We start from the raw sequence: 22,553 nt of genomic DNA, 5'->3' as shown, positions 1-22,553 counted from the left end.
AAATAATAAAAGGATTCATTATGGCTAAAGATTTTAGATTTGCGCATAACGCAACAGTGTACGGCTACGATAATCAAGATATTATAGCTGCTGTTGCTGCACAAAAACTTGTGACTTTGATTATGCAATGGCAAAACAATGTTGAAAATCTTAATAAGCCATTCCATCTTTTGCTAACAGGTGGAACAGATTCGATTCGCATGTTTCAAATGTTAGCTAGCAACCCATTGCTTCCAGCAATCAATTGGTCCAATGTGCATATTTGGTGGGCAGATGAGCGTTTTGTAACTTATAACAGCGAAGATCGTAATGCGCGCAAGGCTCGCGAGTTGCTTCTTAACATGCTTAGCGATCACAAAGTTTTGCAGGAGTCTCATATTCACGAAATGCCTGCAGATGAGCGTAATGCGGAGGAAATTGCAAAAGCCAGCGACGCTGAAAATGACGCTATTTTAGACGCTGCTGCACGCGAATACGAAGAAGAAATTATAGGATTACTTGGCAAAGAGCCAGTGTTCGATTTGGCGATTCTTGGCATGGGACCAGACGCGCATATGGCTTCACTTTTCCCAGGATTGCCGCAAATTCATAATCGCGATCGCATAGTTTTAGGCGTGAACCACTCCCCTAAGCAGCCGCCAATGCGATTAACGCTTAGCGTTCCCGTGCTGGCTCATAGCCGCCGCACTTGGTTCTTAACTGCTGGCGAGCAAAAAGGAAAAGCTTTAATGAACGCGCTTTCTGGCAACAATAACCCAGATTATCCTGCGTCTTTTGCTAACGGCACAGAAGAAATCGCTTGGCTAACCACCGCCGAAACTTTGCAAGCTGCAATCCAGTAATCTGCATAGCCTTCTAACATCGTGCATAATATTTAGAACAATAAAATACAGGCCTATGCATAATAACGCAAAGGCCTGTTATTTCTAAAGATTATTTGATTTAATCTTGCTTTACTTCTGGGCGATTAGGCTCTGCCCACAAAGTGTGGAAGACGCCTGGCTCGTCAATGCGACCGTAAGTGTGCGCTCCAAAGAAATCGCGCTGAGCTTGAATAAGCGATGCTGGCAAACGCTTAGAACGCAAGCCATCATAATATGCAAGCAAACTGGAGAATGCTGGAACAGGCACACCATGCTCCACCGCGCGCGCAATAACACGGCGCCAAGCAGCTTGCGACTTTTCAATAGCATCCTTAAAGTACGGTGCAAAAAGCAAAGAAACGCTTGCCTGCCCAGATTCAAAAGCCTCAGAAACGCGGTTCAAGAACTGAGCACGAATAATGCACCCGCCGCGCCAAATGCGAGCAACAGCAGCCTGGTCAATCTTCCAATCATGCTCAATTGCAGCAGCAGCAATCTCGTCAAATCCTTGCGCATAAGAAACAATCTTAGAAGCGTACAAAGCTTGGCGAATATCCTCAATAAATGCCTTACGCTCAGAATCATTCAAATCAAAATGCATATCTGGGCCAGTCAATCCCTGGTTTTCTGCAGCTTCACGCAAAGCAACTTGGCTAGAAAGTCCGCGAGCAAACACAGCTTCCGCAATACCCGTTACAGGGATTCCAAGCGAAAGCGCAGATTGCACAGTCCAAGTACCCGTGCCCTTCATTCCAGCGTGGTCCACCATCATCTCTACTAAAGGCTTACCAGTCTTAGCATCCTTCTGGCGCAAAACATCCGCAGTAATCTCAATCAAATAAGAATCAAGATCGCCCTTGTTCCACTCGCTAAACACATCTGCAATGTCTTCGGACTTCATGCCCAAACCGCGAAGCATTAAATCGTAGCTTTCGGCAATAAGTTGCATATCTGAGTACTCAATGCCATTGTGAACCATCTTCACAAAGTGACCAGCGCCATCAGTGCCAATATGCGTTACGCAAGGCTCGCCTTCTGCAACAGCCGCAATCGACTTTAAGATAGGGCCGAGCGTCTTCCAAGATTCCTCCGTGCCACCAGGCATCATCGAAGGGCCGCGAAGCGCGCCTTCTTCTCCGCCAGAAACACCGCAACCAACGTAATGAAGGCCGCGCGCGCGAATATTACGCTCTCGGCGAATCGTGTCTTCAAAGTAGGAGTTTCCGCCGTCAACGATAATATCTCCTGGCTCCATAGCATTTGCAAGCTCTTCAATAACAGCGTCTGTAGGAGCACCAGCTTTTACCATAATGATTGCTGTGCGTGGGCGCTTAAGCGAAGCCACAAACTCTTCAACAGTTTTAGCTGGCACAAAATCGCCTTCGCTGCCATGCTGATTCATCAAAGTTTCTGTGCGCGAATAATGACGATTATAAACAGCAACTGTATTTCCGTGATGCGCAAGATTTCGCGCCAAATTCGATCCCATTGCAGCCAAGCCAACAACACCAATATTTGCTCTAGCTTGAGTTTCCGCCATTTTGCACCTCTATCTTTTAATATTTATAACAGTAATATTTATAACCGTTTTATTATTTTATGATTGTTTTATCTTTAACACTTAACCAATCAAAACACACTTTCTTAAGTTTATCGTTTTATATGCACAAGCGTTTTTGTTGCGCTCACACGTAAATTTTGCACTATCGCAATAGTGGCAATTTTGTGATAAAGATTACATTTTTACTTTTATTCATCGCTATTTAGAAAGCATAAATACCGCTTAAATCTTATAGACACGCGTTCTGGCTCAAATTTGGAGACACTAGATATAGGGATTAGCTATACAACACGCCACTACAAATAGTGTTAAGTGGTAGTAGACTGTTAAATCGTGCCAAAAGCACGAAATTAAATAATCATAAAGCAAAAAACTTAAACACCACATAACGAAGGGAGACGAACCGTGACTATTACAGTTTTCACCAAGCCACATTGCCCACAGTGCGATGCCACAAAGCGTCAATTCACTAAGCTAGGCGTGAATTTTGAAACAGTAGACTTAACTCAAAGCCCTTCTACTTTAGACCAGTTGCGCGCTGCAGGATATCGCCAAGCGCCAGTGGTGATTACTCCAAACTCGTCTTGGAGCGGATATCGTCCAGATTTGATTGCACAAATCGCAAGTCAATTAGAAGACAACAATCAAAACGATTAAAGCAGTCAAAAATCAACAATCAAAATATGCAAAGCAGTCAAAATAATCAAAGCAATTAAGAAGCATAAAAATGTGTGATCAAGAAAATATGTCACAACCAAGCGAGCCAGAAGCGCGCGCACAAGGCGAATCAATCGGAGCTGTAGTTTATTTTTCTTCCGTCTCCGAAAATACACTACGATTCGTAAAAAATTGCGATTTTCCAAGCAACAATGTGAACGTATATCGCATACCGCTTCGACCAAAAGAGCCAGAATTGCACGTTCGCGAACCATACGTTTTGATTGTGCCAACTTACGGCGGCGGAAATATTAAGAAAGCAATACCAATGCAAGTGCGCAAATTCCTAAACAATCGCGAAAATCGTTCGTTTATTCGCGGCGTAATATCTTCTGGAAATACGAATTTTGGAGACGCATATTGCGCTGCAGGCGGTCAAATCGCTGGAAAATGCGCAATTCCAAACATGTATTCGTTTGAGCTCACGGGAACTGCAGAAGACATAGAAAAAGTAGCGCAGGGAATACCAAGATTTTTAAGGCAATTAAAAGAAGCAGAATAAACGAAATAAACAAAAACAACAAATACAGAAAAACAACAAAAAACAGCGTTTGAAAAGCAAAACTAACGCACGAGGAAAGGAATTAATCAAATGAATAGCACGGATCCGATGAGCGAATCCACTTCGCTTAATCTTGATCACACTGACGATGCCAGCACTGCTAGCAGCACAGCAGAGCGCATTCGCAACAGCCGCGACTACCATGTTCTTAACGCTATGCTCGGCCTTTTTGACCCAGAAAAGGGCATTCAGTTTGATAAAGATCAGGAAGCAGAAAAGCTTTACGTTTCGGGTTACGTGCAAGAACACAGCATGAAGTTTGCTTCCACTCGCGAGCGCTTGAATTATTTAATTGACAACTATTACTACAACGGCAACGTTTTCCACAAATATAGCGACGAGTTTTTAGATAAGTTCTATGAGCACGCTGAGTCCGCTCACCACACTTTTGGCACGTTCTTGGGAGCTTTTAAGTTCTACACTTCTTACGCTTTGAAGACTTTTGATGGCAAGCAGTATTTGGAAAACTTCGCTCAGCGCGCGGCAGCCGTAGCTTTGGAACTCGCAGATGGCGATGAAAAAGCAGCACTCAACTACTTGGACGAGATGCTCGCAGGCCGCTTCCAGCCAGCTACCCCAACGTTCTTGAATCTTGGTAAAGCTCAGCGCGGAGAGGCTGTGAGCTGCTTCCTCGTGCGCTTGGAAGACAACATGGAATCAATTGCGCGCGGAATCAACTCTGCTTTGCAACTTTCTAAGCGCGGCGGCGGCGTGGCTCTGCTCCTTACAAACTTGCGTGAGCTTGGCGCTCCTATTAAGCGCATTGAGAATCAGTCGAGCGGCGTTGTGCCCGTTATGAAGCTTTTGGAAGATTCGTTCTCTTACGCTAATCAGCTTGGCGCTCGTCAGGGTGCTGGTGCCGTGTATATTAGCGCGCATCACCCAGATATTATGCGTTTCCTCGATACTAAGCGAGAGAACGCAGACGAAAAGATTCGCATTAAGTCGCTTTCTTTGGGTGTTGTGATTCCAGATATTACTTTTGAGCTTGCTAAGCGCAAGGAAAAGATGGCTTTGTTTAGCCCTTACGACGTTGAGCGCGAATACGGAAAGCCTTTTGCAGACATCTCCGTTACCGAGCATTACGATGAGATGGTTGCAAATCCTCGTATTCACAAGAAGTACATTGATGCTCGCGAATTCTTTATGACGCTTGCGGAGATTCAGTTTGAGTCTGGTTACCCTTACATTTTGTTTGAAGATACTGTAAATCGCACAAATCCTATTGAGGGTCGCATTACTATGAGCAACTTGTGCTCCGAGATTTTGCAAACTCAAGAAGCAAGCACTTATAACGCCGACTTGTCTTATAGTCACGTTGGTCGCGATATTTCTTGCAATCTTGGCTCTCTTAATATCGCTAAGGCAATGGACGGCGATTTGGGCGCAAGCGTTGATTTGGCTGTGCGTGCGCTCACTTCTGTCTCCGAGCACACTTCGATTGATTCTGTGCCTTCGATTCGTCGCGGTAACGCGGAAGGCCACGCTATTGGCTTGGGTCAAATGAATTTGCACGGTTTCCTTGCTCGTGAACACATGCAGTACGGAAGCGAGGAAGCTCTTGACTTTACAGACATGTACTTTATGACTGTTGCTTACCACGCTTATAAGGCTTCTCACGCTTTAGCTGTGGAGCGCGGCCACGCTTTTGCAAGCTTTAAGACTAGCGCTTACGCTAAGCCTGCAGGCAAAGGCAACTACTTCGATAAGTACACAGATGGCAGCCGCTCGCTTGAGCCTAAAACTCAAAAAGTTCGCGATTTGTTTGCCCGTTTTAACGTTGCAATTCCAACCGCAAACGACTGGGCGACTTTGCGCGATGAGATTTTGCGCGACGGAATTTACAACGAGTATTTGCAAGCTGTTCCTCCAACTGGCTCAATCTCGTACATCAACCATTCCACGAGTTCGATTCACCCGATTGCTTCTCGCATTGAGATTCGCAAAGAGGGCAAAGTTGGTCGCGTCTACTACCCTGCTGCATACATGACGAACGACAATATGCAGTACTTTAAGGATGCTTACGAGATTGGTTGGAAGGCAATTATTGACACTTACGCAGAGGCAACTCAGCATGTGGATCAAGGATTGTCGCTTACTTTGTTCTTCCCAGACACTACAACTACTCGCGATTTGAACAAGGCTCAGATTTACGCGTGGCGTAAGGGCATTAAGACTCTTTACTACATTCGTATTCGCCAGAAGGCTTTGGAAGGTACAGAAATCGAGGGTTGCGTAAGCTGCACGCTGTAAGTCGTAACGCTGAAAATCTTTCGAAAATTAAATCAAAAACTTAAAAATTTTATAAAACGTAAACACAAAATCAGGAGTAATTATGACAGAACTCAGCCCAACCGAGCTTAGAAGTAGCCTCGATAAGCCTTTCGGCACAAATCGCGTAATCGCAGACGACGCTATGATGGCAGCTTCTATCACACCAGCTCAGTATCGCTACCATCACGGATCTCGCGTGCGCCCAGTTAATTGGAATAATATTGTTGACGACAAGGATTTGGACGTTTGGAATCGTCTTATTGCTAACTTCTGGCTTCCAGAAAAGGTTCCGCTGAGCAATGATATTCCTTCTTGGCGTTCCCTCACCGATCTTGAACGCAAGACCACTACTCGCGTTTTTACTGGCTTGACTTTGCTTGATACCAGCCAGGCAACTATTGGTGAGCTTTGCCAGATTGAGCACGCTCGCACTGAGCACGAGCAAGCTATTTACACGAATATTGCTTTTATGCAGTCGATTCACGCTCGCTCCTACTCCTCTATTTTCTCTACTCTTTGCTCTAGCGAAGAGATTGACGAAGCTTATCGTTGGGCTGTTGGCAACGACGTTTTGCAGCAGCGTGTTACCACCGTGCTTTGCGAGTACGAGAGTGAAGATCCGCTTAAGCGCAAGATTGCAGCGACTATGCTTTCTTCGTTGCTTCTTTACGCGGGTTTCTATTTGCCACTTTACTTTGCTTCTCGCGGCAAGATGATGAACACTGCAGATATGATTCGCTTGATTTTGCGCGATAAAGCTATTCACGGCTACTATTCTGGCTACAAGTTCCAGCGCGGATTGGAGCTTAGAAGCGAGAACGATAAGAAGAATCTTGAAAAGTTCACTATGAACTTGCTTGATACTTTGTATGATTTGGAAGTTGAGTATTCTGGTCAGATTTATGAAGGATTTGACTTCCACGATGACGTTTTTGACTTCGTGCGTTACAACGCTAACAAGGCTTTGATGAACCTTGGCTATCCTGCTAAGTACAGCGAAGAAGAAACTCACGTAAGCCCAGAAATTCTCGCAGCTCTTTCTCCTGCAGCCGACGAAAATCATGACTTCTTCTCCGGCTCTGGTTCCAGCTACATTATGGGCAAGTCTGTTGAAACCGATGACGACGATTGGGACTTCTAATCGCTAGTCGCTAACCACTAATCGCTAGCCGCTTTACTAATTAATTAGGTTGCTTATGCACTTTCATAAGCAACCTTTTTTATTTAATTATTTAAGAATATTTCCGTTTTGTAACTATTCTTAAATGTTGATTGTTGAGAACATGCAAACTGCTAATAGTAAAAGTTTTCTAAAAGCACTATCGTTAAAAATAGGTACGCCTATTTGTGTAGATAAAATCTGCACGTTAGTATGTTGGTAATTTACAAAACAAGAATCACAAGGAGGTGCTTATTATGACTAATCCTTTGCGCGGTATAAGAGAAGATGATATTGTTAAGTACTTTAAAGCGCATAATCTTTCAGTTGGTAAGACGTATGTATTTACAATGAAATACGACCCTTGGTGGAAAGATTTAATCAAACTATTTTTGTTACCTAAATTATTCTATGTAGAGCAAGGCGTTGATGCGCGTATTGTTGCTGCCACTAATAATGAGTTTATTGTTATTAATCCGAATGTCATTTTAGGCTCGGGTAATCTAGCTAAATTAGACGATAAGCATCTTCGTCGCATTCCGTGGAATCAACTCACTAATTTTGAAGTTATAAATAAGCCAACAACTCAAATAATTCGTTTTACTGCGAATGGTAAAACCGAAGAATGGAGTGTGCCAACGGAAAGTGCTAGCGTATGGCACTTTAATGTGTACAATCTTGATAATTTGAGAAAAACAATACAATCGCACATCTCTTGATAAGTGGATTCCAAAACAAGATACCATATATTGTATGAACACTACTTACGCAATTGTTGATAATGACACGCTTGTATTGCGATATATGCAACTTCTTCTGAAAAGTCGTTTGCCTGAAAACTTTGTTTGTGCATGGATGTGTTCTTCTGCAAAACAGGCTATTCATCGTTGCGTTACAGAAAATACTCCTGACGTACTTTTAGTAGATATGTCAATGAGAGAAATGAGTGGTGTTGATGTAATTAAAGCAATTCGCGAGCGCAATAGCAATATTGTTTTAATTGGCATTACTTCCTACATGATGGATGAATACGTATTGCCAGTCGCTAAGTCGGGTGGTCAAGCGCTAGTGCATAAAGATAATTTAGCAGACGTAGTTGCAGCTATCCAATCGAGCACAACAAGCTACGGTTGCCCAGAATTGCCACAATATATTGACTATTTTCACACTCCGCAAGAATCATTCAATATGATTTCTCAACTTCCGAAGACTTCAGTTTTGTCTCCTCAAGAATCGGAAATTATGCGATTGTGCAAACAGGGGTATTCTACGAAAGAGATTGCAGATCAGCTTAATGTGAAAGTTTCAACAGTCAACACGCATTTACGGCGTATTTATGGAAAACTTCAAGTTAAAAGTCGCATGCAGGCGCTCGCTGCGCTCGCAAAATACTCGCATGACATATAACGTGTAAGAAATTAACGTGTAAAAGTAGGTAGTTATGAAATTATTAACGCGTATGATCAATTTTTTGCCGCATGATGCTTGGCGGAAAATTGGAATTGGTGCAATCATAAGTTGTACTTTGATTCTTGAAATTTGTTCCTATAATAATCTTCATTACTACTCTAATTGGCATGCAATTACAGTTGAAATAGTATGGATCGTAATCTGCTTATGCATTGCAATATGGCCGCGTAAGGCATCTTTTATTGTGCTCATTTGGATGCCGTTGGTAATTGTTGCACCCAATATCAACTATTCATCTATGATGCTTACCATATTGATTTGTTTGGCAATTGCTGTAATTACTCAACCTTGGTACACCGTGCTTTCTTCTTGCGGAGTATCTTCATGGTTTTTTATTATCTGCGATTTTCAAAACGCTTATGTGTTGGCGTGGTGGCTTCTTATAACTCTTATCTCTAGCGCAATCTTAAAATACTATATTTCTACTATTCACCAGCAACAGGAACAGTTATTTGCGCAACGTTACAACGTTTTTCAAAAATATGCCACTATTGCGGCAATTCGCATGCACGATGAAGTAACTAATGAGCTTTCCAGCATTATGATGATGGCCCAACAATCTATTGAACCTCAAACAACTCATGACCAAGAGCATGAAAATTCGCGAGAGATTCTTCAATGTGCTACTACAACTATTCATAAAGCACGCAATATCATTTCTCTTCTTGACAATGCTACAACTGCAAGCACTAGCGATGTTATGCAATCGACTACATGTTATAAAGATTTTTGCACAGGCTTACGCGCTCTATTTGACTGTGAACAAAAGTCATTTGAAAAGCTTGGCTATATTGGTTCCATTGACTTGAGTAGTGATTTAACTGCTGAAGATTCTCAATCAATGCGTTTGCCTTTTGAAGAATGTGCTCAAATTGAATATATTTGCAGAGAACTACTTGCAAACGTAAAAAAGCATGCTGCAAAGCCTAAAGAATACGCTATGAATGTAATGCTTAATGACAATGAATGTCATATTACGTGTATAAATAGTGCGCAACGCGGTATTCTTGCTAACTTGCAATTAGGATATGGACTGCGTTTTCATAAGATGCTTGCGGAACGAGTTGGCGGAACTTTTAAAGTTATTGAAGATGACGATTCGTGGATTATTAATGTACACGTTCCTATTCATGCAGAGAAATAGCCATTGTGCAAGAATAAATTATTGTGCTTTCTTGCGCTTTAATCGAGTGCTTGGACGCTTTTCAATCGAGTATTTGGACGAACCTTTGCACAGCAGATGCAAGTAAGCGGTTAATCTGTGATGCAGAATGCTGTTTCGTTGCTATGTTATACACGTTATTGTGGCAGTTTTTGCTAATTTTACGATTTTTGCCACGATAACTGATATGATTGCTTACTTATATTGCAAAACTGTATCCTACAGGATAAAATACTTTTATGGAGATACTTCAAACAGTTGAGTATCGCAATTGGATGAAAAAACTTCGCGATACGCAATCTAAAGCTCGAATTAACGCGAGGCTGAGATTATGTGAGATTGCAGGCAAACCAGTAGGTGATTTACATCCAGTTTGCAATGGTATTAGTGAACTGCGTTTCACTTTTGGACCAGGGTATCGTGTGTATTTTGCACAAAAAGGCTCAAAACTAATGCTATTACTTGCTGGTGGAGATAAAAGTAGTCAAAGTAAAGATATTAAGCAAGCGAAGATACTTCTCGCACAATTAATTGAGGAGAAAAAATGGTAAATATAAGTAAATGGGATGCGAGTGAGTATCTTGAGGACGATGATGATGTTATTGCGTATCTAAATGCTGCAGCAGAACTTAACGATCCTCGCTTGCTGCAAGCTGCTATAGGTGATATTGCAAAAGCTCGAGGCATGAAAGAGATTGCTCAAAAAGCCGAGGTTGGAAGAGAAAGCCTTTACAAAAGCCTAAGACGAGACGGCAATCCTAGCTTTCAAACTATTGTAAAGGTTGTTCAAGCGTTGGGTGGACGTATTGCAATAGAACCAGCAAATGCGTGACATACCTAGTTATCGTGGCAGTTTTTGCTAATTTTGCGATTTTTGCCACGATAACGCATGATTTGAGTGATGCTAGTTTAGCGGAATAACAACATTGACCAGCCAAGTGTCGTCATCTTTTTGCGCGCTTAAAGATCCACCTAAACGTTCCACAGATTTTTTGTGGAATAGTAGCCCTTTGCCAAAAACAAGTCTTTCGCCAAACTTATTCAACGTCGAAATCGAATTCATACACATTATTTTGCATTCGCGCTCATCAACCGTAACATTCATAGAAAAATCAACGCTAGTATTGCAATGCTTGCGAATATTAGTAAGCAGCTCGCTGCACATGCGAATAGCACATTGAGCTTTTTCGGCATCAACTATTGCAGATACAGCAAGATTGCCACTCCCCGAACTTTCATCATTTACTGTTATAGAGCCATAATACCCAAGCTGCTCACAAATCTTACGCTCAGATTGCAATCGTGCGCGAATATTGCATAGAAAATCAGCCAAAGTCATGCAATTATTACCATTAGAACCATAAATAAACTGCGTGCCAGCAATACTAGCAATATTTGAATCTAAAGAATCATCATACTTATGCTCAGCTTGCTCAAGTAGATTAATAACAAGTCGCGTTTTAGAAAGCGCATTACGAGAATGCTCAACAATCTGCTCTAGCGACTCTTTTGTATGATCACTTTTCTCGGCATACAAAGCATCAGTCGCAAGCAATGTAATATCCGTAATCTCATTGTTCACATCGTCGTGCAATTGCAATGCAACAGAAGCAATATAAGAATGGAACTCACTGCGCACAATATCCATTTTTGCGCGATTATTTTCTTCCAACATGTTCAAATACTTGCGCAAAACGTAACCGCAAATCATGGAAATAAGAATAAAACAAGGAAAAGTAAGCGGAATGTACGCCATTTTTGCAAAGTACATAATATTCAGCGAAACTATGTACGCACAAAGCAAATACTTCCACGAATCGTAAAAGCCTGCAACAAACATACTAGCGATCAATGAAAAAAGAAAGCAAGTTGCATTTACGCCTGGTACTGCCAGCGTTACGCAATACAAAATCGGAGTTACGAGGGATATTTGACGCGAAAAAGCAATCAAAAGAAATATTGCAAACATCCAAACGTATTGGCACACAGATTGCTGCGGATTATGCCACAGACCAGCCGTATTACAAGATTGCACATCCATTGACACTACAAGAATCGCCAATATTATGAATAAAGTTCGCTGAATTTTCCAGCTTTTAACCAACTCAATAACGCGCGAAAATGTTTTCATTAACATGCATTATCCGTTTCTTGCAAAAAATTCGGATGATTCTGCGGCGAATCATTAAAATATTGCATATTGCTATTTTGCTCACGATTTTGCATTGCAGCAAACGCGGATATTGCTTGCACTCGGTTAGAAACATGCAACTTTTTGTAAATCCTATGAATATGCGTGTTAATAGTGTTTGGCATAAGACCAAGTTGAGCCGCAATCTGATTTGTTGTGTAGCCTTTAGCGAGCAAATCCATGATTTTTAGTTCTTGAGGAGGCAAAACGCTACGCGACCTTGATTTAGAAAGCCTAATAAAAGATTCTTGCGGAGTAGCAAAATCGTAAGCAACATCTTTAACACAACGGCAGCCATACACGTGCTGATTATCGCAATATTGCAAAGCTTCTGCTAGTCCTTTGAAGTTGTCTTTAGCAACCATTGCTTGCCCACCAACTTGCGAAACCATAGAAGCATAGGATCTACAATCGTACGAAGTCATGCCAATTAAAACAATATTATTGTTTTGCTCACGAATTGCACGTATTACCTCTACTCCAGACATGTCTTTCATTGACATATCTATCAAAATATAATCCGGAGTTGTTTTTGCTACTTGGCAGTATTTCAAAGCTTGCGCTCCAGATTTTACGCACCATTTGCACACGTACTCACTCGACAAAAGCTTGCTGAGCACGTTTCGCATAACCGCTAAAACTAGTGGGTCGTTATCTACTATTGCATACGTTTTTGGCATAATGGCTTTCTTGCAATCACACGCTACTTTTCTTATATTCTACTTTATAAACGCGCGCAAAGTAGGGCAAATTGTGTAGTAATAAATGATTACAAGTAATGCATGTAAGTCAAATTTGGTTATAATAAGTAACAATATGTGACTTTTGGTTGCGTTGAAATTCATCTTTAATAATGATTGCAGCAGGATTATATGACAAAACGACTAGTAGTATTGCACTCCGCAGAAGTAGCTGCGATGGCGCTTGCCTCAACAGCTGCTTTTATGCGTAGTTTTGGCTTTTTCGTTTTGTGGCTTGTTCCAGGACTTCTTTCTGTTGCAATGTATTCTTGTGCATATTTTTTCTTGCTCAAAAGCGTTATTAAAGCAAAAAATGCGTATATAGAAAATAATATATCTAAGCTTAGCGGCGCGGGCGCTAACAGCATAAGTAGTGACGTTGAGAATACAGAGAACAACAAAGATTACATAATGACTCTTGAGCGAGAGCGCAAAAAAGTCGAATCACAAAATAAGCAAATACTCAACAATTACTCAAATAATTTAATAAATATTATTTCATGCTTTATTTGTGGGCTTATTCACGTTCCTTGGATTTATTACTATGGAATTGCAAATGGCGTTTTAACATTGGTGATTTTGTGGCGAGTAATAAAGCGCCCACAAGGTCACCCTATTGATGAAAGCGATTTTTAAAGATTTAAGACTTTAAGGATTTAGACTTTAAGGATTTAAGCTTATTGCTGATCTTCCATTGAAAGATTTAATCCTTTTGCAGCATTGCGAAAATATTCTATGTGATCGCCATAACCGTCTGCAATAATAGCATCCTCTTTTACAACAAAAGAGCCATTTTCTAGCACAATATATTTTGTAAAGAATTCTTCTAATTGCTTAGCTAATTCATCAATTTCATCTTGTGAAAGCTCTTCGCTACTATTTTCCGCAAGGTTATCTTCCTGCTTTTGAATTTGATTAATGCCATTTTCACTAACGTTTCCTATTTTGTTTACGTTATCTTCTGGCTGCCAAGAGTTTATACCAAAATCACTCATGCTTACATTACCCATATTTGCGCTACTCATGTTTGTATCTCCTTGTATTTGTAACATATTCACAACTTATATTCGCAACACATATTTTCAATATATTTGTGCGTTGCTTTAAGTCTAATTACAAACATTTTCCGCGCAATCTTGAGTACTGAGTTCTAAGTACATCGTATTGCTCGAGGGATTGCAACATTTATACTAGAAATGCAAAACGCATACGAACGAGAAGCAATGCACATGAATTAGCTACAATACTCACGAACAAAACAGCAAATTGGAAGGGAAACAACTCATGAGCAAGTACTATATAAAACTTATTAAAGAAACGCTTATTTGGATTCTTAAGTGGGCAATATTTACAGCATTCGAATTCCTTATTTTGTACGTTGCGCTTATTTCTTGGGATCATGATTTTATACAGTTCATGAACGAATACAGAAATGCGATTATTCCATTTATGGCAGCAACTGGAGCTATGGCAGCAGCGATGATTCGCGACGAAGGCACTATTCTTGAAGTCAAAGATTAAGGTAGTTCAAGATTATTTTGCGGATGCGATTGAAGCCTCTTGGCGAGCAACGTCAAGCGCTTTGTTGAAGGCATCACTAGTCCAACTTGCTCCAGCAACAACCGAAATATGCAAATCTTTTAACGGTTTTCCAACGATTTTTCCTGGAATAGCCTCACTAAAAGCGCTCATGTGTTTTTTGGAGATTGGCGTAAACGGATGAGACGTTATTTGCACACTGCTAATATTTCCATTTGCAACGCTTAAATTCACGTCAATACTATCTTCTGCAACTGGCCCATACTTAGCTTTGATTTTGTAATCGCCATCTTTGTAATTGCCAGTGTCTGTTTTAGGCGAATTTTGCTGATTTTGCTGATTTTGTGAATCCTCACTTTGTGCAGAAGCGTGCGATTGTTGAGCGCCAGAATCGTAAGATTTTGAAGAATTGCCACTATCGTTTTCGCTTTGACCAGAGTTTCCTGCAAACTCATCATTCATTGGAACAGCGCTCGGCTCACCGCAAGATGCAAGAAACGCACTTGAGCTAGCCAAAACCGCAATCGCAGCAACCGTTTTTGCAATTTTTTTAGACTTCAAATCATCACGCAAATTATTGCAGCGTGAAACATTGTGAAACATATTGTCTAAAATCATAAATCATCGCCTTTAAATCTTAAATTAAAACTATACGCAACTAATCATCTAAATTCGCTAATTTAGGCGACTTAGTAGGCTCATGATTTTGCAAAGATTGCGCAACGCTTTCATCAACATGCGCACTCGTAAACGCAGGCTTGCCACCAATCGCCTCGTACGCTTTGCGCGCATCCTCATTATTCCAACGCTCCCCAACAAGCACACCGTGGTTGAGCATAATTTCACGATCCGCGCATTGAGCTACCAAAGAATCGTGCGTTACAACAATAATCGTAGTGCCCTGGGAATGAAGCTGCTTAAACAAGTCGAGTACAATATGCTCATTCTTTTCGTCCAAATTACCAGTCGGCTCATCCGCAAGAAGCAACTTCGGGCAGTTAATAAGAGCACGCGCAACACACACGCGCTGCTGCTCACCGCCAGAAAGCTGGCTTGGCAGATGGTGAGCGCGATCCTTTAATCCCACGCGTTCCAAGGCTTCCATTGCTTGCGATTCATCTACAACTGAATGATAATATTGCGCAACCATCACGTTTTCAACTGCTGTTAAATGTGGCACAAGATAAAACTTTTGAAACACAAGGCCGATTACGTTTTTGCGAACGTCTGCAAGTTGGCCCGCGTTCAAATCCTCGAGCTTTCGGCCTTGCAAAGCAACGGAGCCTTTAGACGGCGAGTCCATGCACCCAATAATGTTCATTAGCGTAGTTTTGCCAGAGCCGCTCGAGCCAACAATCGAAAGCCACTCGCCTTGCGGCACAGTAAGCGACAAATCGTCAACAGCGCGAAGAGAGCCGTAAATCTTGGAAACATGGTCCAAAGTCAACAGCATTTCTGGCTTGGAATCTGTATTTTCCTGCCTATTTTCTACATTCTCTGCCATATCAAATCCTTAACTAAAATCCTTAACTAAACACTCTAAAAACATTCTAAAATCATTCTAAAATCACTATAAAAGCTATTCTTCTCGAAGCACAATCGCAGGGTCGATTTTTGAAGCGCGCAAAACAGGCGGCAATGCAGCAACGCAAGACGCTGCAACGCTAAACACAATAGAAAACGCCACCAGCCACCAATTCACGCTCAAATCTCGCGCAAACACCATTGACGCAAGCAATCGCGCAAATCCATACCCCACTGCCGTACCAGCGATTCCGCCAATAAAGCCATAAAGCCCAGATTCCGCAGTGAACTCAACACCAATGCTCTTAGCGCTCGCACCCAAAGCTTTGCGCAAACCAATCTCATTTCGGCGCTGTTGCACAATCGAAGAAATCGTAGTGCTTACACCAACCATCATCAACGCAAGAACAACCAGCGAAACAATCCAAAATAGGCTGCGAAGCATAGCAATAATGCCAGTATCTGCCGCTGTAACTTTAGTAACTTGTTGCGCACGAACACGCATAGAAGTCATATCGTTAATGCTGCGCACAACAGCATCTACGTTCGGCGCAGAAGACGAGTAAGCAATCACGTCCGCACCGCGCTTAACGCCTGTAAGCACACGCAAATCAGCGTTAGTTGCGTAAAGCATGGAATCTTCGGCGTCTCCCGTATCTAAAATGCCGCAAACGCGGAAAGTTGTGCCGTGAGTATCCATAATATCTGTGGAAACTCTGCCTTCAACAAGCTTTTTTGAGGAAGATTTATCTGTTTGATTATCTGTTTGATTATCTGTTTGACTATCTTCTTGATTACCTTGCGACTTACCTTCCAACTTTTGCGCGGGCTTGTGCGAATCCGAGGAATTATCGCCAGCGCGATACGCGATTGCAATGCGCGAACCAATCTTCAAGCCCATAGCCGAAGCAACATCTCGCCCAACCATAACGTTGCCACTGCTAGGCCAAGCGCCGTCCACGTTCCAATGCTTATTAAGCGACTTAACAGCGGAAACATCCACTCCAGCAAGCACGTACGGAGCCGCATTAATGCGCACATTTTCGTAACGGTAGGTAGCAGATCGCATAGCACCTTTTGCAAGAACCATGTCGTTAGTGTGCAAAACCATTGCGCGATCAATGCCATTTTTCCACTCACCTGCAAGCGGCGTCACAATAATATTCGCTCCGTACGTGCGCATTTCGTCACTCATTTGTTGAGGAACAACAAGGCAGATTGCAGCCAAGCAAAATAGCGTAGCGGCACCAACAAGAGTGGCAACTACTGCCATAAGCGCACGCGACTTTCGGCGAAAAACCGCGCCAAAAAGCATAGTCGCAAACATTGCGCTATTAGAAGTCATACCCGAACCAGATTTAACGCCCATGAAGCACCTCCGCAGGACGCACATGCAAAATAGAGCGAATAGAAGAGCCAGCAGCAGCAAGAACAGTAATCGCAAGAAGCACAAACACCAGCACAAACACCATTGGTCGAAGCGAAATCGCAGAACCAAACACGCCAAATCCAATCACTTGCGCAACTCCAAAGCCTGCAATCATGCCAATAATCGCACCAAAGCACGCAATAACCGCTGTTTCCATAAGCATTAGCCGCGCAACAGCGCCATCGCGCGCACCCAGAGCCTTGAGCAGCGCAAGCTCCCCCGAGCGCTCCGAAATCGCAGCCGCCATAAGATTCGCAACCGCAACAGCCGCCGCAACCAAGCTAAGCGCCGTCATAAGCACCATCACAGCGCGCGTCTTGTTAAGCACACTGCCTTGCATAGCCGAAACTTGCCGCACTTGCTTTGCAACAGCTCCTGGAATCACTTCTTCAATTTGGTAAGTAATCGAGCTTGGGTAGGCTGTGCAATACCACGTCTCCCACTCTTCTTGGCTAAGAGCCGCTGGATTCTTCGCCGCTTTACGCGCTAAATCGTTTTCTGGCGTAGTCAATGCTTTAACTTCAATCGCCTCAACCATATTTGGCTTGTTTGAAAGGCGTTGCGCCTGGCTGGAATCCACGTAAATCGCGTTATTGTCGCTATCTCCAGAATCGTAGATGCCAACAATTTTAAGTGAGATTTGCCTGCCAGAACGAGTTAGTTTTATTAGCTGACCAACTTTTAGATTATGACTTTTAGCAAGATTTGTGCCAACAGCGGCCTCGTGCTTAAAATCGCGCGGGAATCTACCTTCAAGCATCTTCCACCAAGACCGCATTCCTTGCACTCCAACAACTGTTGTCTCTCCAGAAGCGAGCGCAAGCTTGCGATTAAACCACGTGCCAACAATCGGAACTACTGAATTAGCAGATTTAGCGGAATTAGTGGATTTAGCAGAAGAAGAATTAGCAGAATTAGCAGATTCAGCAGAAGAATTTGCTTTAAGATTTGCTTTAAGATTTGCATAAATCGTTAGTTTTGGCGCAAAATTCGTTATGTTAAACGCCCAAAAAATCATTTTGATTTTTGCAGCATCCGATTCCTTCAAAAAAGCGGTAGATTCTTGACTTTCAGCATCCGCCAAAGTTTGAGAAGTTTGCAAAGCTTGCGAATTACTATAGTCCGACTTTGTGCGAGACGCATACAAATCGTTCACAACAGCATTCGACTTAGGCTGAACAATAATATTGGATCCGTAAGAGCTAAGTTCCGCGTTAATTTTGTCTCCAACGTCGTAAACAACACTGAGCATTGCCACGCTTACACACGCACTCAAGCACACAACAATCGCTATAAGAACTCGTTTTTTAATCTGCCTTGCAAGAGATCGCGCAACCATTCGAATCATAAACATTTGCAAGCACTCCTACTTAAAGTGCGAGCTAAGCACGTCTAAATCGGCTGTGTGAATGGTAATTTTACCGCCACCAGCCTTGTATGGGAATGGAATCGGGTTGCATCCGCCCTTAAAACCAATAGTCGCCAAATTTATTGCAACATCGCATTTTCGGCATATTATCTTGCCGTCTTTTTCGTAGTAGCCTGCGTCTCCGCAATTTTCGCAAGCATCCAAGCCCACTCCATACGCTCCACCATTTTTCTTGATGATTATAAAGCGCATAACAGTGCCATCTTTAGCTTTGTATTGGAATCTATGCAAGTGGCCATCGCTAATTTGAACAAAGTTGATTGTTGCTACGCCATCATGCAACTCGTACGGTTCTGGCGGCGTAAGCGTTGGCTTAATATTCATAATAGACACGCCAACTGTAAGCGTAAGTATTACTACGATTGCAGCCATTAGCGCCGCAAGCGCAGACCTTCTAGACTTGCGCTTAAACGCTCGCTTTGCGCGGATTTGTGCAGGATTTTCTCCATCTACAGGCGTCTTAAAACCAATTACAATAGACGCAAATGCAGGAATCAAAAACACGCAAATTTGCGCCATAATCATAAGCGGAGCGTTGTTTATAAGCCAAACAAGAATGCTAAACGAAAAATCGTCTATATACAGCAAAATACTTCCTTGCATAATTTGCAGCAGGGATGTTAAATGCTGAATTAGCAAAATTATTAAGCTTAGAATAATTGCGATTTTAAAGGCGCCAATACTCGCAGTTGTGCGCAAAGATCGCACCATAAGACTTATGCAAATCGCAGCAGCCGCGCCAAGAATAAATCCTAGCGCGCGAAGAAGCATATCGGAAGTAAACGGAGGCGTGCTGGAGTCAACGAAAATCGTAAGCTGCAAAATAACGTCTGGGAGCGCGTAAAACACTGTAAACGCTAGGCAAAGCGCGCCAATTGCATTACTTATGTGCAAGGGCAGCGGATTTTTGCGCCATTTTGCAACCATTTTGCCAGATGCGCCAACACAGGCGATTGTTGCAACATCTAGCGGAACTGCAATGCAAAGCGCTGGAAGATTCACAAAATTGCGCTGATTAATCACCACGCTTGCGCGCAAAAATGCAAAAACAAGAGCCGCAACTGTTCCAAAAATCAAACCAAAAAGTCGCCAGCGGCAGCTGATTGGCTTATCTCGTCCCTCACCAACACTTAGCGTTGCGCTTAATCCCATTGTAAGCAGCGCAAGAGGGAGCAGCCCTGGAAGTACTGTAACGAACATCCTGAGCATGTTCCCTCCTTTGCTGTTTACATGATTTTTGTTTTTTATTTATGCATTATGCATTATTTATACATTATGCATTATTTATTTGTTGTTTTTATTCTTAAAAACTACCACTGGCAAAACTACCACTGGCAAAACTACCACTGACGTGGAGTGTACTTCCAATCGTCGAATGTAGCGGTAATTGGCTCAGTCCAGAATCGACCAGTCACGCCCGTAGCAGGATCTACGTGAAGCATCCAACCCTTCTTTTCTGGCGATTCAACAGAAAGCACTAACTTGTAGTTTCCAGCCTTATCGAGCTTAACATTTGCGCCGTAGTGTGGACCGTCGGAAGCGTTCATTTGCATAAACGTGCCCTTTACAACAGCGTCACCGCTCGCCTTATCAATAATTTGATAATTCACAGTCAAATCTGGAATAAACTCGCCCTTGCCGTAGCCAAGCTGTGTACCTTTCTTGTTTGCGTGAATATCTGCCTCAAGGTGGAAGCTTGCCTCGCTTGCCTTTAAGCCCATGCCTGCTGGAACCATGTCGACTGGCTGGAAGTACACAGCGCCAATCGTAAGCGGGCCAATGTTCTGGTCTTGGTGAGGTCCAACTGGAACCTCTTCAAAGCCCTTGTCTCCGCCCTTGTCGTCGGCCTTCTGCTCAGATGATTGTGGCTTTGATGCAGACTTTGCTGCATTTCCGTTTGCGCCACAGCCAGTGAGTGTTAGCATTCCTGCAAGCGCTAAGGCTGCAATTGCCATCATCTTTTTATTCTTCATATCTAACCTTTTCTATTAGTTATTGTTTATTATTGCTTGATTTTTAGTTTTGATTTTTAGTTTTGACTTATCCGTTAACTGTTGCCAACGGTTGCTTGCGATTTGCGCGCGCGCACAAAACTCACACACAACAGCGCAACAACTACGATTGCAGCTACGACTTGCGCCGAAATCGTTTCAACGTACGGATAGAATCCAAGCCAATCGTTAGTTGGCAAGCCTTGAATATACGCGCCAGCGAGCGCATCGCCCTCTATAAGCGCATGCACACCTCCGCCAGCAAAAATCACCACTAAAATGCACATAAGCGCGCTTGTTCCTGCAAAGAACGGGCGAATCGGTATGCGCACAGACGCAAAGCGAATCAGTAAGAAAATTACAACTAGAACAGCAGCTGCAGCCACGAATCCGCCCCAAATCATGGAGTCAGCTCCGCTTGATACAGCAAAAATCGCTTGGTAGAAAATCACAGTTTCTGCGCCTTCGCGAAACACTGCTAGGAAGCTTAGCAACGCTAGAGAAATCAAGCTGCCTTTAGAAACAGCTGCCGTTGTTTGGTTGCGAATATACTCGTTCCAAGCTTGCACAGAAGATCTTGAAATCATCCAATTGCTTGTGTACAGCAGCATAAGCATTGCAAACAGCGCCACAACGCCTTCCGTAATCTCTTGCTGCGGTCCAGAGCCATTGAACAACAATCCAAATAGCGCAGCAACAACAAGCGACGCCGCAATTCCAGCAACAAGACCCATGTAAATGTACTTAACCATGTGCTTGTGCCCAGATTTAATAAGATACGCGATTATTGCAGCCACAACCAGCATAGCTTCCAACCCTTCGCGAAGCAAAATTATAAAAGCCTGACCAAAGGAGCTTGTTATAAATTGCATAAACACATTGGCATTAGCCGCCGCTCCGCCGTCTAGCTTGGATGCATCTTCAATAAGCATTGACTTAAGATCTGTAAACAGCTTTTTTGTTTGCGCAAATGATTTGCCACTGTTCATAGCCTGCCTGCACTCTTTGAATTGATATTCAACAGTGCTTACTCGGCTTCCGCTTATTGCGTTCATAACATTCTTCTCGAAACCGAGCTTTTCATAATATTGGTAATAGGCTTCGTTCACTAAATCAACAGCTTTGGCAACTTCTTGCTTATTTGCTTTTGCTGCTTTATACGTTGATGCAGATTTGTCGAGTATAACGTTCATTTCTTGCGCTACTTGACTCCAAGTTCTGCCGTTTCGTCCAAGATTCTTCTTTTTTGCAGCATCGAGCTTTTTGCGTTCTTTTGCGATCTGCGCGCGCAATTTGGATGCATAAACATTCGGCTTATCTAGATTTGTGTTTGAGTCTAATTGAGATGCTGTTTGCGCAACGTCTGCTTCTAGAGCAGATACGACTTCACTAATTTGCGCGGACTGATTTTGTTGATACACCAACGTTTGTAACTGTTGGAATTGATCACTTTGCGATTGAACTTTATTCTGACTAATCGTATCTCGCACAACTGTAATCATGTTTGAAGCTACATAAACAGAGTTGTATGCAGCTTGAAACCTGGTTGCCGCTCCTGCCATATTTGCGTTTGCATACTCGCTTTTGCCTTGTTCTAGCTGACTTTTAATAGCTAAAGAAACTTCCGACCAAGTGTTGTATGTTTTATTGGCATCCGTAGCATAAGCAGGCGTTGGAGCTGCGATTAGTCCAGCAAACCCAGCAATTCCAGCAAACCCAGCAATTCCAGCAAACCCTATTGCGCAACTTACAAAAACGCATATAGCAAGTAAAAATGCATACACTTGCCGTGCTTTTTGGCGCGCTTTTGCACACGCGTGCATAATGTCTCCATATCTCCTTTGGCTCTAATCCCCATCGAGCGCACCCAACTTCTTTTATTTTCGTTCTATTTTTTAGTTTTGCTGGAGCTTTTATCTTTAAGTTTTAGCTTCAGTTTTAG

At 42.6% G+C, this 22,553-nt stretch carries 23 protein-coding genes; 12 read left to right on the top strand and 11 right to left on the bottom strand.

The genetic code is table 11. The features are described 5' to 3' along the window. Positions 1 to 20 precede the first annotated feature (20 nt). A complete protein-coding gene (gene pgl, locus D0T20_RS01040; protein WP_116438161.1) occupies positions 21 to 842 on the top strand; it encodes a 6-phosphogluconolactonase in 822 nt (273 codons plus the stop codon). A 100-nt stretch (positions 843 to 942) separates the two neighbouring features. Here pgl and gndA read toward each other — a convergent pair whose 3' ends face one another. Then, positions 943 to 2,403 (bottom strand): NADP-dependent phosphogluconate dehydrogenase, encoded by a 1,461-nt coding sequence (gene gndA / locus D0T20_RS01035; protein WP_116438160.1) that lies wholly within the window; start codon positions 2,401 to 2,403, stop codon positions 943 to 945. 426 nt (positions 2,404 to 2,829) lie between these two features. On the opposite strand from gndA, the gene D0T20_RS01030 reads away from it, so the two are divergent. The 9 genes from D0T20_RS01030 to D0T20_RS00985 all read left to right on the top strand — a co-directional run bounded on the left by D0T20_RS01030 (position 2,830) and on the right by D0T20_RS00985 (position 10,600). Beyond that, positions 2,830 to 3,081 carry a glutaredoxin family protein gene (locus D0T20_RS01030; protein WP_016635882.1) on the top strand — a complete coding sequence of 84 codons (252 nt, stop codon included), beginning with the start codon at positions 2,830 to 2,832 and terminating at the stop codon, positions 3,079 to 3,081. A gap of 70 nt (positions 3,082 to 3,151) precedes the next feature. Then, entirely contained in the window at positions 3,152 to 3,643 is a 492-nt protein-coding gene (gene nrdI, locus D0T20_RS01025; protein WP_116438159.1) for a class Ib ribonucleoside-diphosphate reductase assembly flavoprotein NrdI, read from the top strand. A gap of 90 nt (positions 3,644 to 3,733) precedes the next feature. After that, positions 3,734 to 5,956 (top strand): class 1b ribonucleoside-diphosphate reductase subunit alpha, encoded by a 2,223-nt coding sequence (gene nrdE, locus D0T20_RS01020; protein WP_116438158.1) that lies wholly within the window; start codon positions 3,734 to 3,736, stop codon positions 5,954 to 5,956. An 82-nt stretch (positions 5,957 to 6,038) separates the two neighbouring features. Further along, positions 6,039 to 7,118, top strand: a complete 1,080-nt coding sequence (nrdF, locus tag D0T20_RS01015; RefSeq protein ID WP_016635885.1) for a class 1b ribonucleoside-diphosphate reductase subunit beta — start codon at positions 6,039 to 6,041, stop codon at positions 7,116 to 7,118. Positions 7,119 to 7,393: 275 nt separating this feature from the next. Next, positions 7,394 to 7,855 (top strand): hypothetical protein, encoded by a 462-nt coding sequence (locus D0T20_RS01010; RefSeq protein ID WP_116438157.1) that lies wholly within the window; start codon positions 7,394 to 7,396, stop codon positions 7,853 to 7,855. A 34-nt stretch (positions 7,856 to 7,889) separates the two neighbouring features. Then, positions 7,890 to 8,543 carry a response regulator transcription factor gene (locus tag D0T20_RS01005; protein WP_116438156.1) on the top strand — a complete coding sequence of 218 codons (654 nt, stop codon included), beginning with the start codon at positions 7,890 to 7,892 and terminating at the stop codon, positions 8,541 to 8,543. Between the two features lie 34 nt (positions 8,544 to 8,577). After that, a complete protein-coding gene (locus D0T20_RS01000) occupies positions 8,578 to 9,750 on the top strand; it encodes a sensor histidine kinase (protein WP_116438155.1) in 1,173 nt (390 codons plus the stop codon). 257 nt (positions 9,751 to 10,007) lie between these two features. Then, on the top strand, positions 10,008 to 10,319 hold the full coding sequence (locus D0T20_RS00990) for a type II toxin-antitoxin system RelE/ParE family toxin (protein ID WP_116438154.1): 312 nt from the start codon (positions 10,008 to 10,010) through the stop codon (positions 10,317 to 10,319). After that, positions 10,313 to 10,600, top strand: coding sequence for an addiction module antidote protein (locus D0T20_RS00985; RefSeq protein ID WP_116438153.1), 288 nt, complete (start codon positions 10,313 to 10,315; stop codon positions 10,598 to 10,600). The genes D0T20_RS00990 and D0T20_RS00985 overlap by 7 nt, the downstream gene beginning before the upstream one ends. 72 nt (positions 10,601 to 10,672) lie before the next feature. On the opposite strand, the gene D0T20_RS00980 is transcribed toward D0T20_RS00985, so the two are convergent. Both D0T20_RS00980 and D0T20_RS00975 read right to left on the bottom strand, forming a co-directional pair. Next, complete coding sequence (locus D0T20_RS00980; RefSeq protein ID WP_116438152.1) at positions 10,673 to 11,905, bottom strand: sensor histidine kinase; 1,233 nt, start codon at positions 11,903 to 11,905, stop codon at positions 10,673 to 10,675. Continuing rightward, positions 11,899 to 12,639, bottom strand: coding sequence for a response regulator transcription factor (locus D0T20_RS00975; protein ID WP_116438151.1), 741 nt, complete (start codon positions 12,637 to 12,639; stop codon positions 11,899 to 11,901). Before D0T20_RS00975 ends, D0T20_RS00980 begins: the two co-directional genes overlap by 7 nt. Before the next feature lie 192 nt (positions 12,640 to 12,831). Between D0T20_RS00975 and D0T20_RS00965 the strand changes: the two genes are divergently transcribed. Next, positions 12,832 to 13,335: a hypothetical protein gene (locus tag D0T20_RS00965; protein WP_116438150.1), complete on the top strand. Its 504-nt coding sequence runs from the start codon at positions 12,832 to 12,834 to the stop codon at positions 13,333 to 13,335. A gap of 41 nt (positions 13,336 to 13,376) precedes the next feature. Here the strand turns inward: D0T20_RS00965 and D0T20_RS00960 are convergent, their stop codons facing one another. Beyond that, a complete protein-coding gene (locus D0T20_RS00960; RefSeq protein ID WP_116438149.1) occupies positions 13,377 to 13,724 on the bottom strand; it encodes a hypothetical protein in 348 nt (115 codons plus the stop codon). 259 nt (positions 13,725 to 13,983) lie between these two features. Between D0T20_RS00960 and D0T20_RS00955 the strand changes: the two genes are divergently transcribed. Then, positions 13,984 to 14,220, top strand: coding sequence for a hypothetical protein (locus D0T20_RS00955; protein WP_162862647.1), 237 nt, complete (start codon positions 13,984 to 13,986; stop codon positions 14,218 to 14,220). Between the two features lie 12 nt (positions 14,221 to 14,232). On the opposite strand, the gene D0T20_RS00950 is transcribed toward D0T20_RS00955, so the two are convergent. From D0T20_RS00950 to D0T20_RS00915, 7 genes are all read right to left on the bottom strand, one after another. Further along, on the bottom strand, positions 14,233 to 14,856 hold the full coding sequence (locus D0T20_RS00950; protein ID WP_016635749.1) for an FMN-binding protein: 624 nt from the start codon (positions 14,854 to 14,856) through the stop codon (positions 14,233 to 14,235). A 40-nt stretch (positions 14,857 to 14,896) separates the two neighbouring features. Continuing rightward, positions 14,897 to 15,742: an ABC transporter ATP-binding protein gene (locus D0T20_RS00945; RefSeq protein ID WP_198684147.1), complete on the bottom strand. Its 846-nt coding sequence runs from the start codon at positions 15,740 to 15,742 to the stop codon at positions 14,897 to 14,899. A gap of 75 nt (positions 15,743 to 15,817) precedes the next feature. After that, positions 15,818 to 17,131 (bottom strand): ABC transporter permease, encoded by a 1,314-nt coding sequence (locus D0T20_RS00940; protein ID WP_116438147.1) that lies wholly within the window; start codon positions 17,129 to 17,131, stop codon positions 15,818 to 15,820. After that, entirely contained in the window at positions 17,121 to 18,545 is a 1,425-nt protein-coding gene (locus D0T20_RS00935) for an ABC transporter permease (RefSeq protein WP_116438146.1), read from the bottom strand. The genes D0T20_RS00940 and D0T20_RS00935 overlap by 11 nt, the downstream gene beginning before the upstream one ends. Positions 18,546 to 18,557: 12 nt before the next feature. Then, positions 18,558 to 19,829 (bottom strand): DUF2318 domain-containing protein, encoded by a 1,272-nt coding sequence (locus D0T20_RS00930; protein WP_116438145.1) that lies wholly within the window; start codon positions 19,827 to 19,829, stop codon positions 18,558 to 18,560. Positions 19,830 to 19,960: 131 nt separating this feature from the next. Beyond that, a complete protein-coding gene (locus tag D0T20_RS00920) occupies positions 19,961 to 20,593 on the bottom strand; it encodes an iron transporter (RefSeq protein ID WP_060785822.1) in 633 nt (210 codons plus the stop codon). Positions 20,594 to 20,667: 74 nt separating this feature from the next. Continuing rightward, positions 20,668 to 22,434, bottom strand: a complete 1,767-nt coding sequence (locus tag D0T20_RS00915; RefSeq protein ID WP_116438144.1) for an FTR1 family iron permease — start codon at positions 22,432 to 22,434, stop codon at positions 20,668 to 20,670. Between the last annotated feature and the right edge of the window lie 119 nt (positions 22,435 to 22,553).

This window comes from Gardnerella piotii (assembly GCF_003397585.1).
Taxonomy (GTDB): Bacteria; Actinomycetota; Actinomycetes; order Actinomycetales; family Bifidobacteriaceae; genus Bifidobacterium; species Bifidobacterium piotii.
The sequence above is the reverse complement of the archived record's forward strand: the minus strand, read 5'-3'. Positions and strand labels throughout refer to the sequence as shown.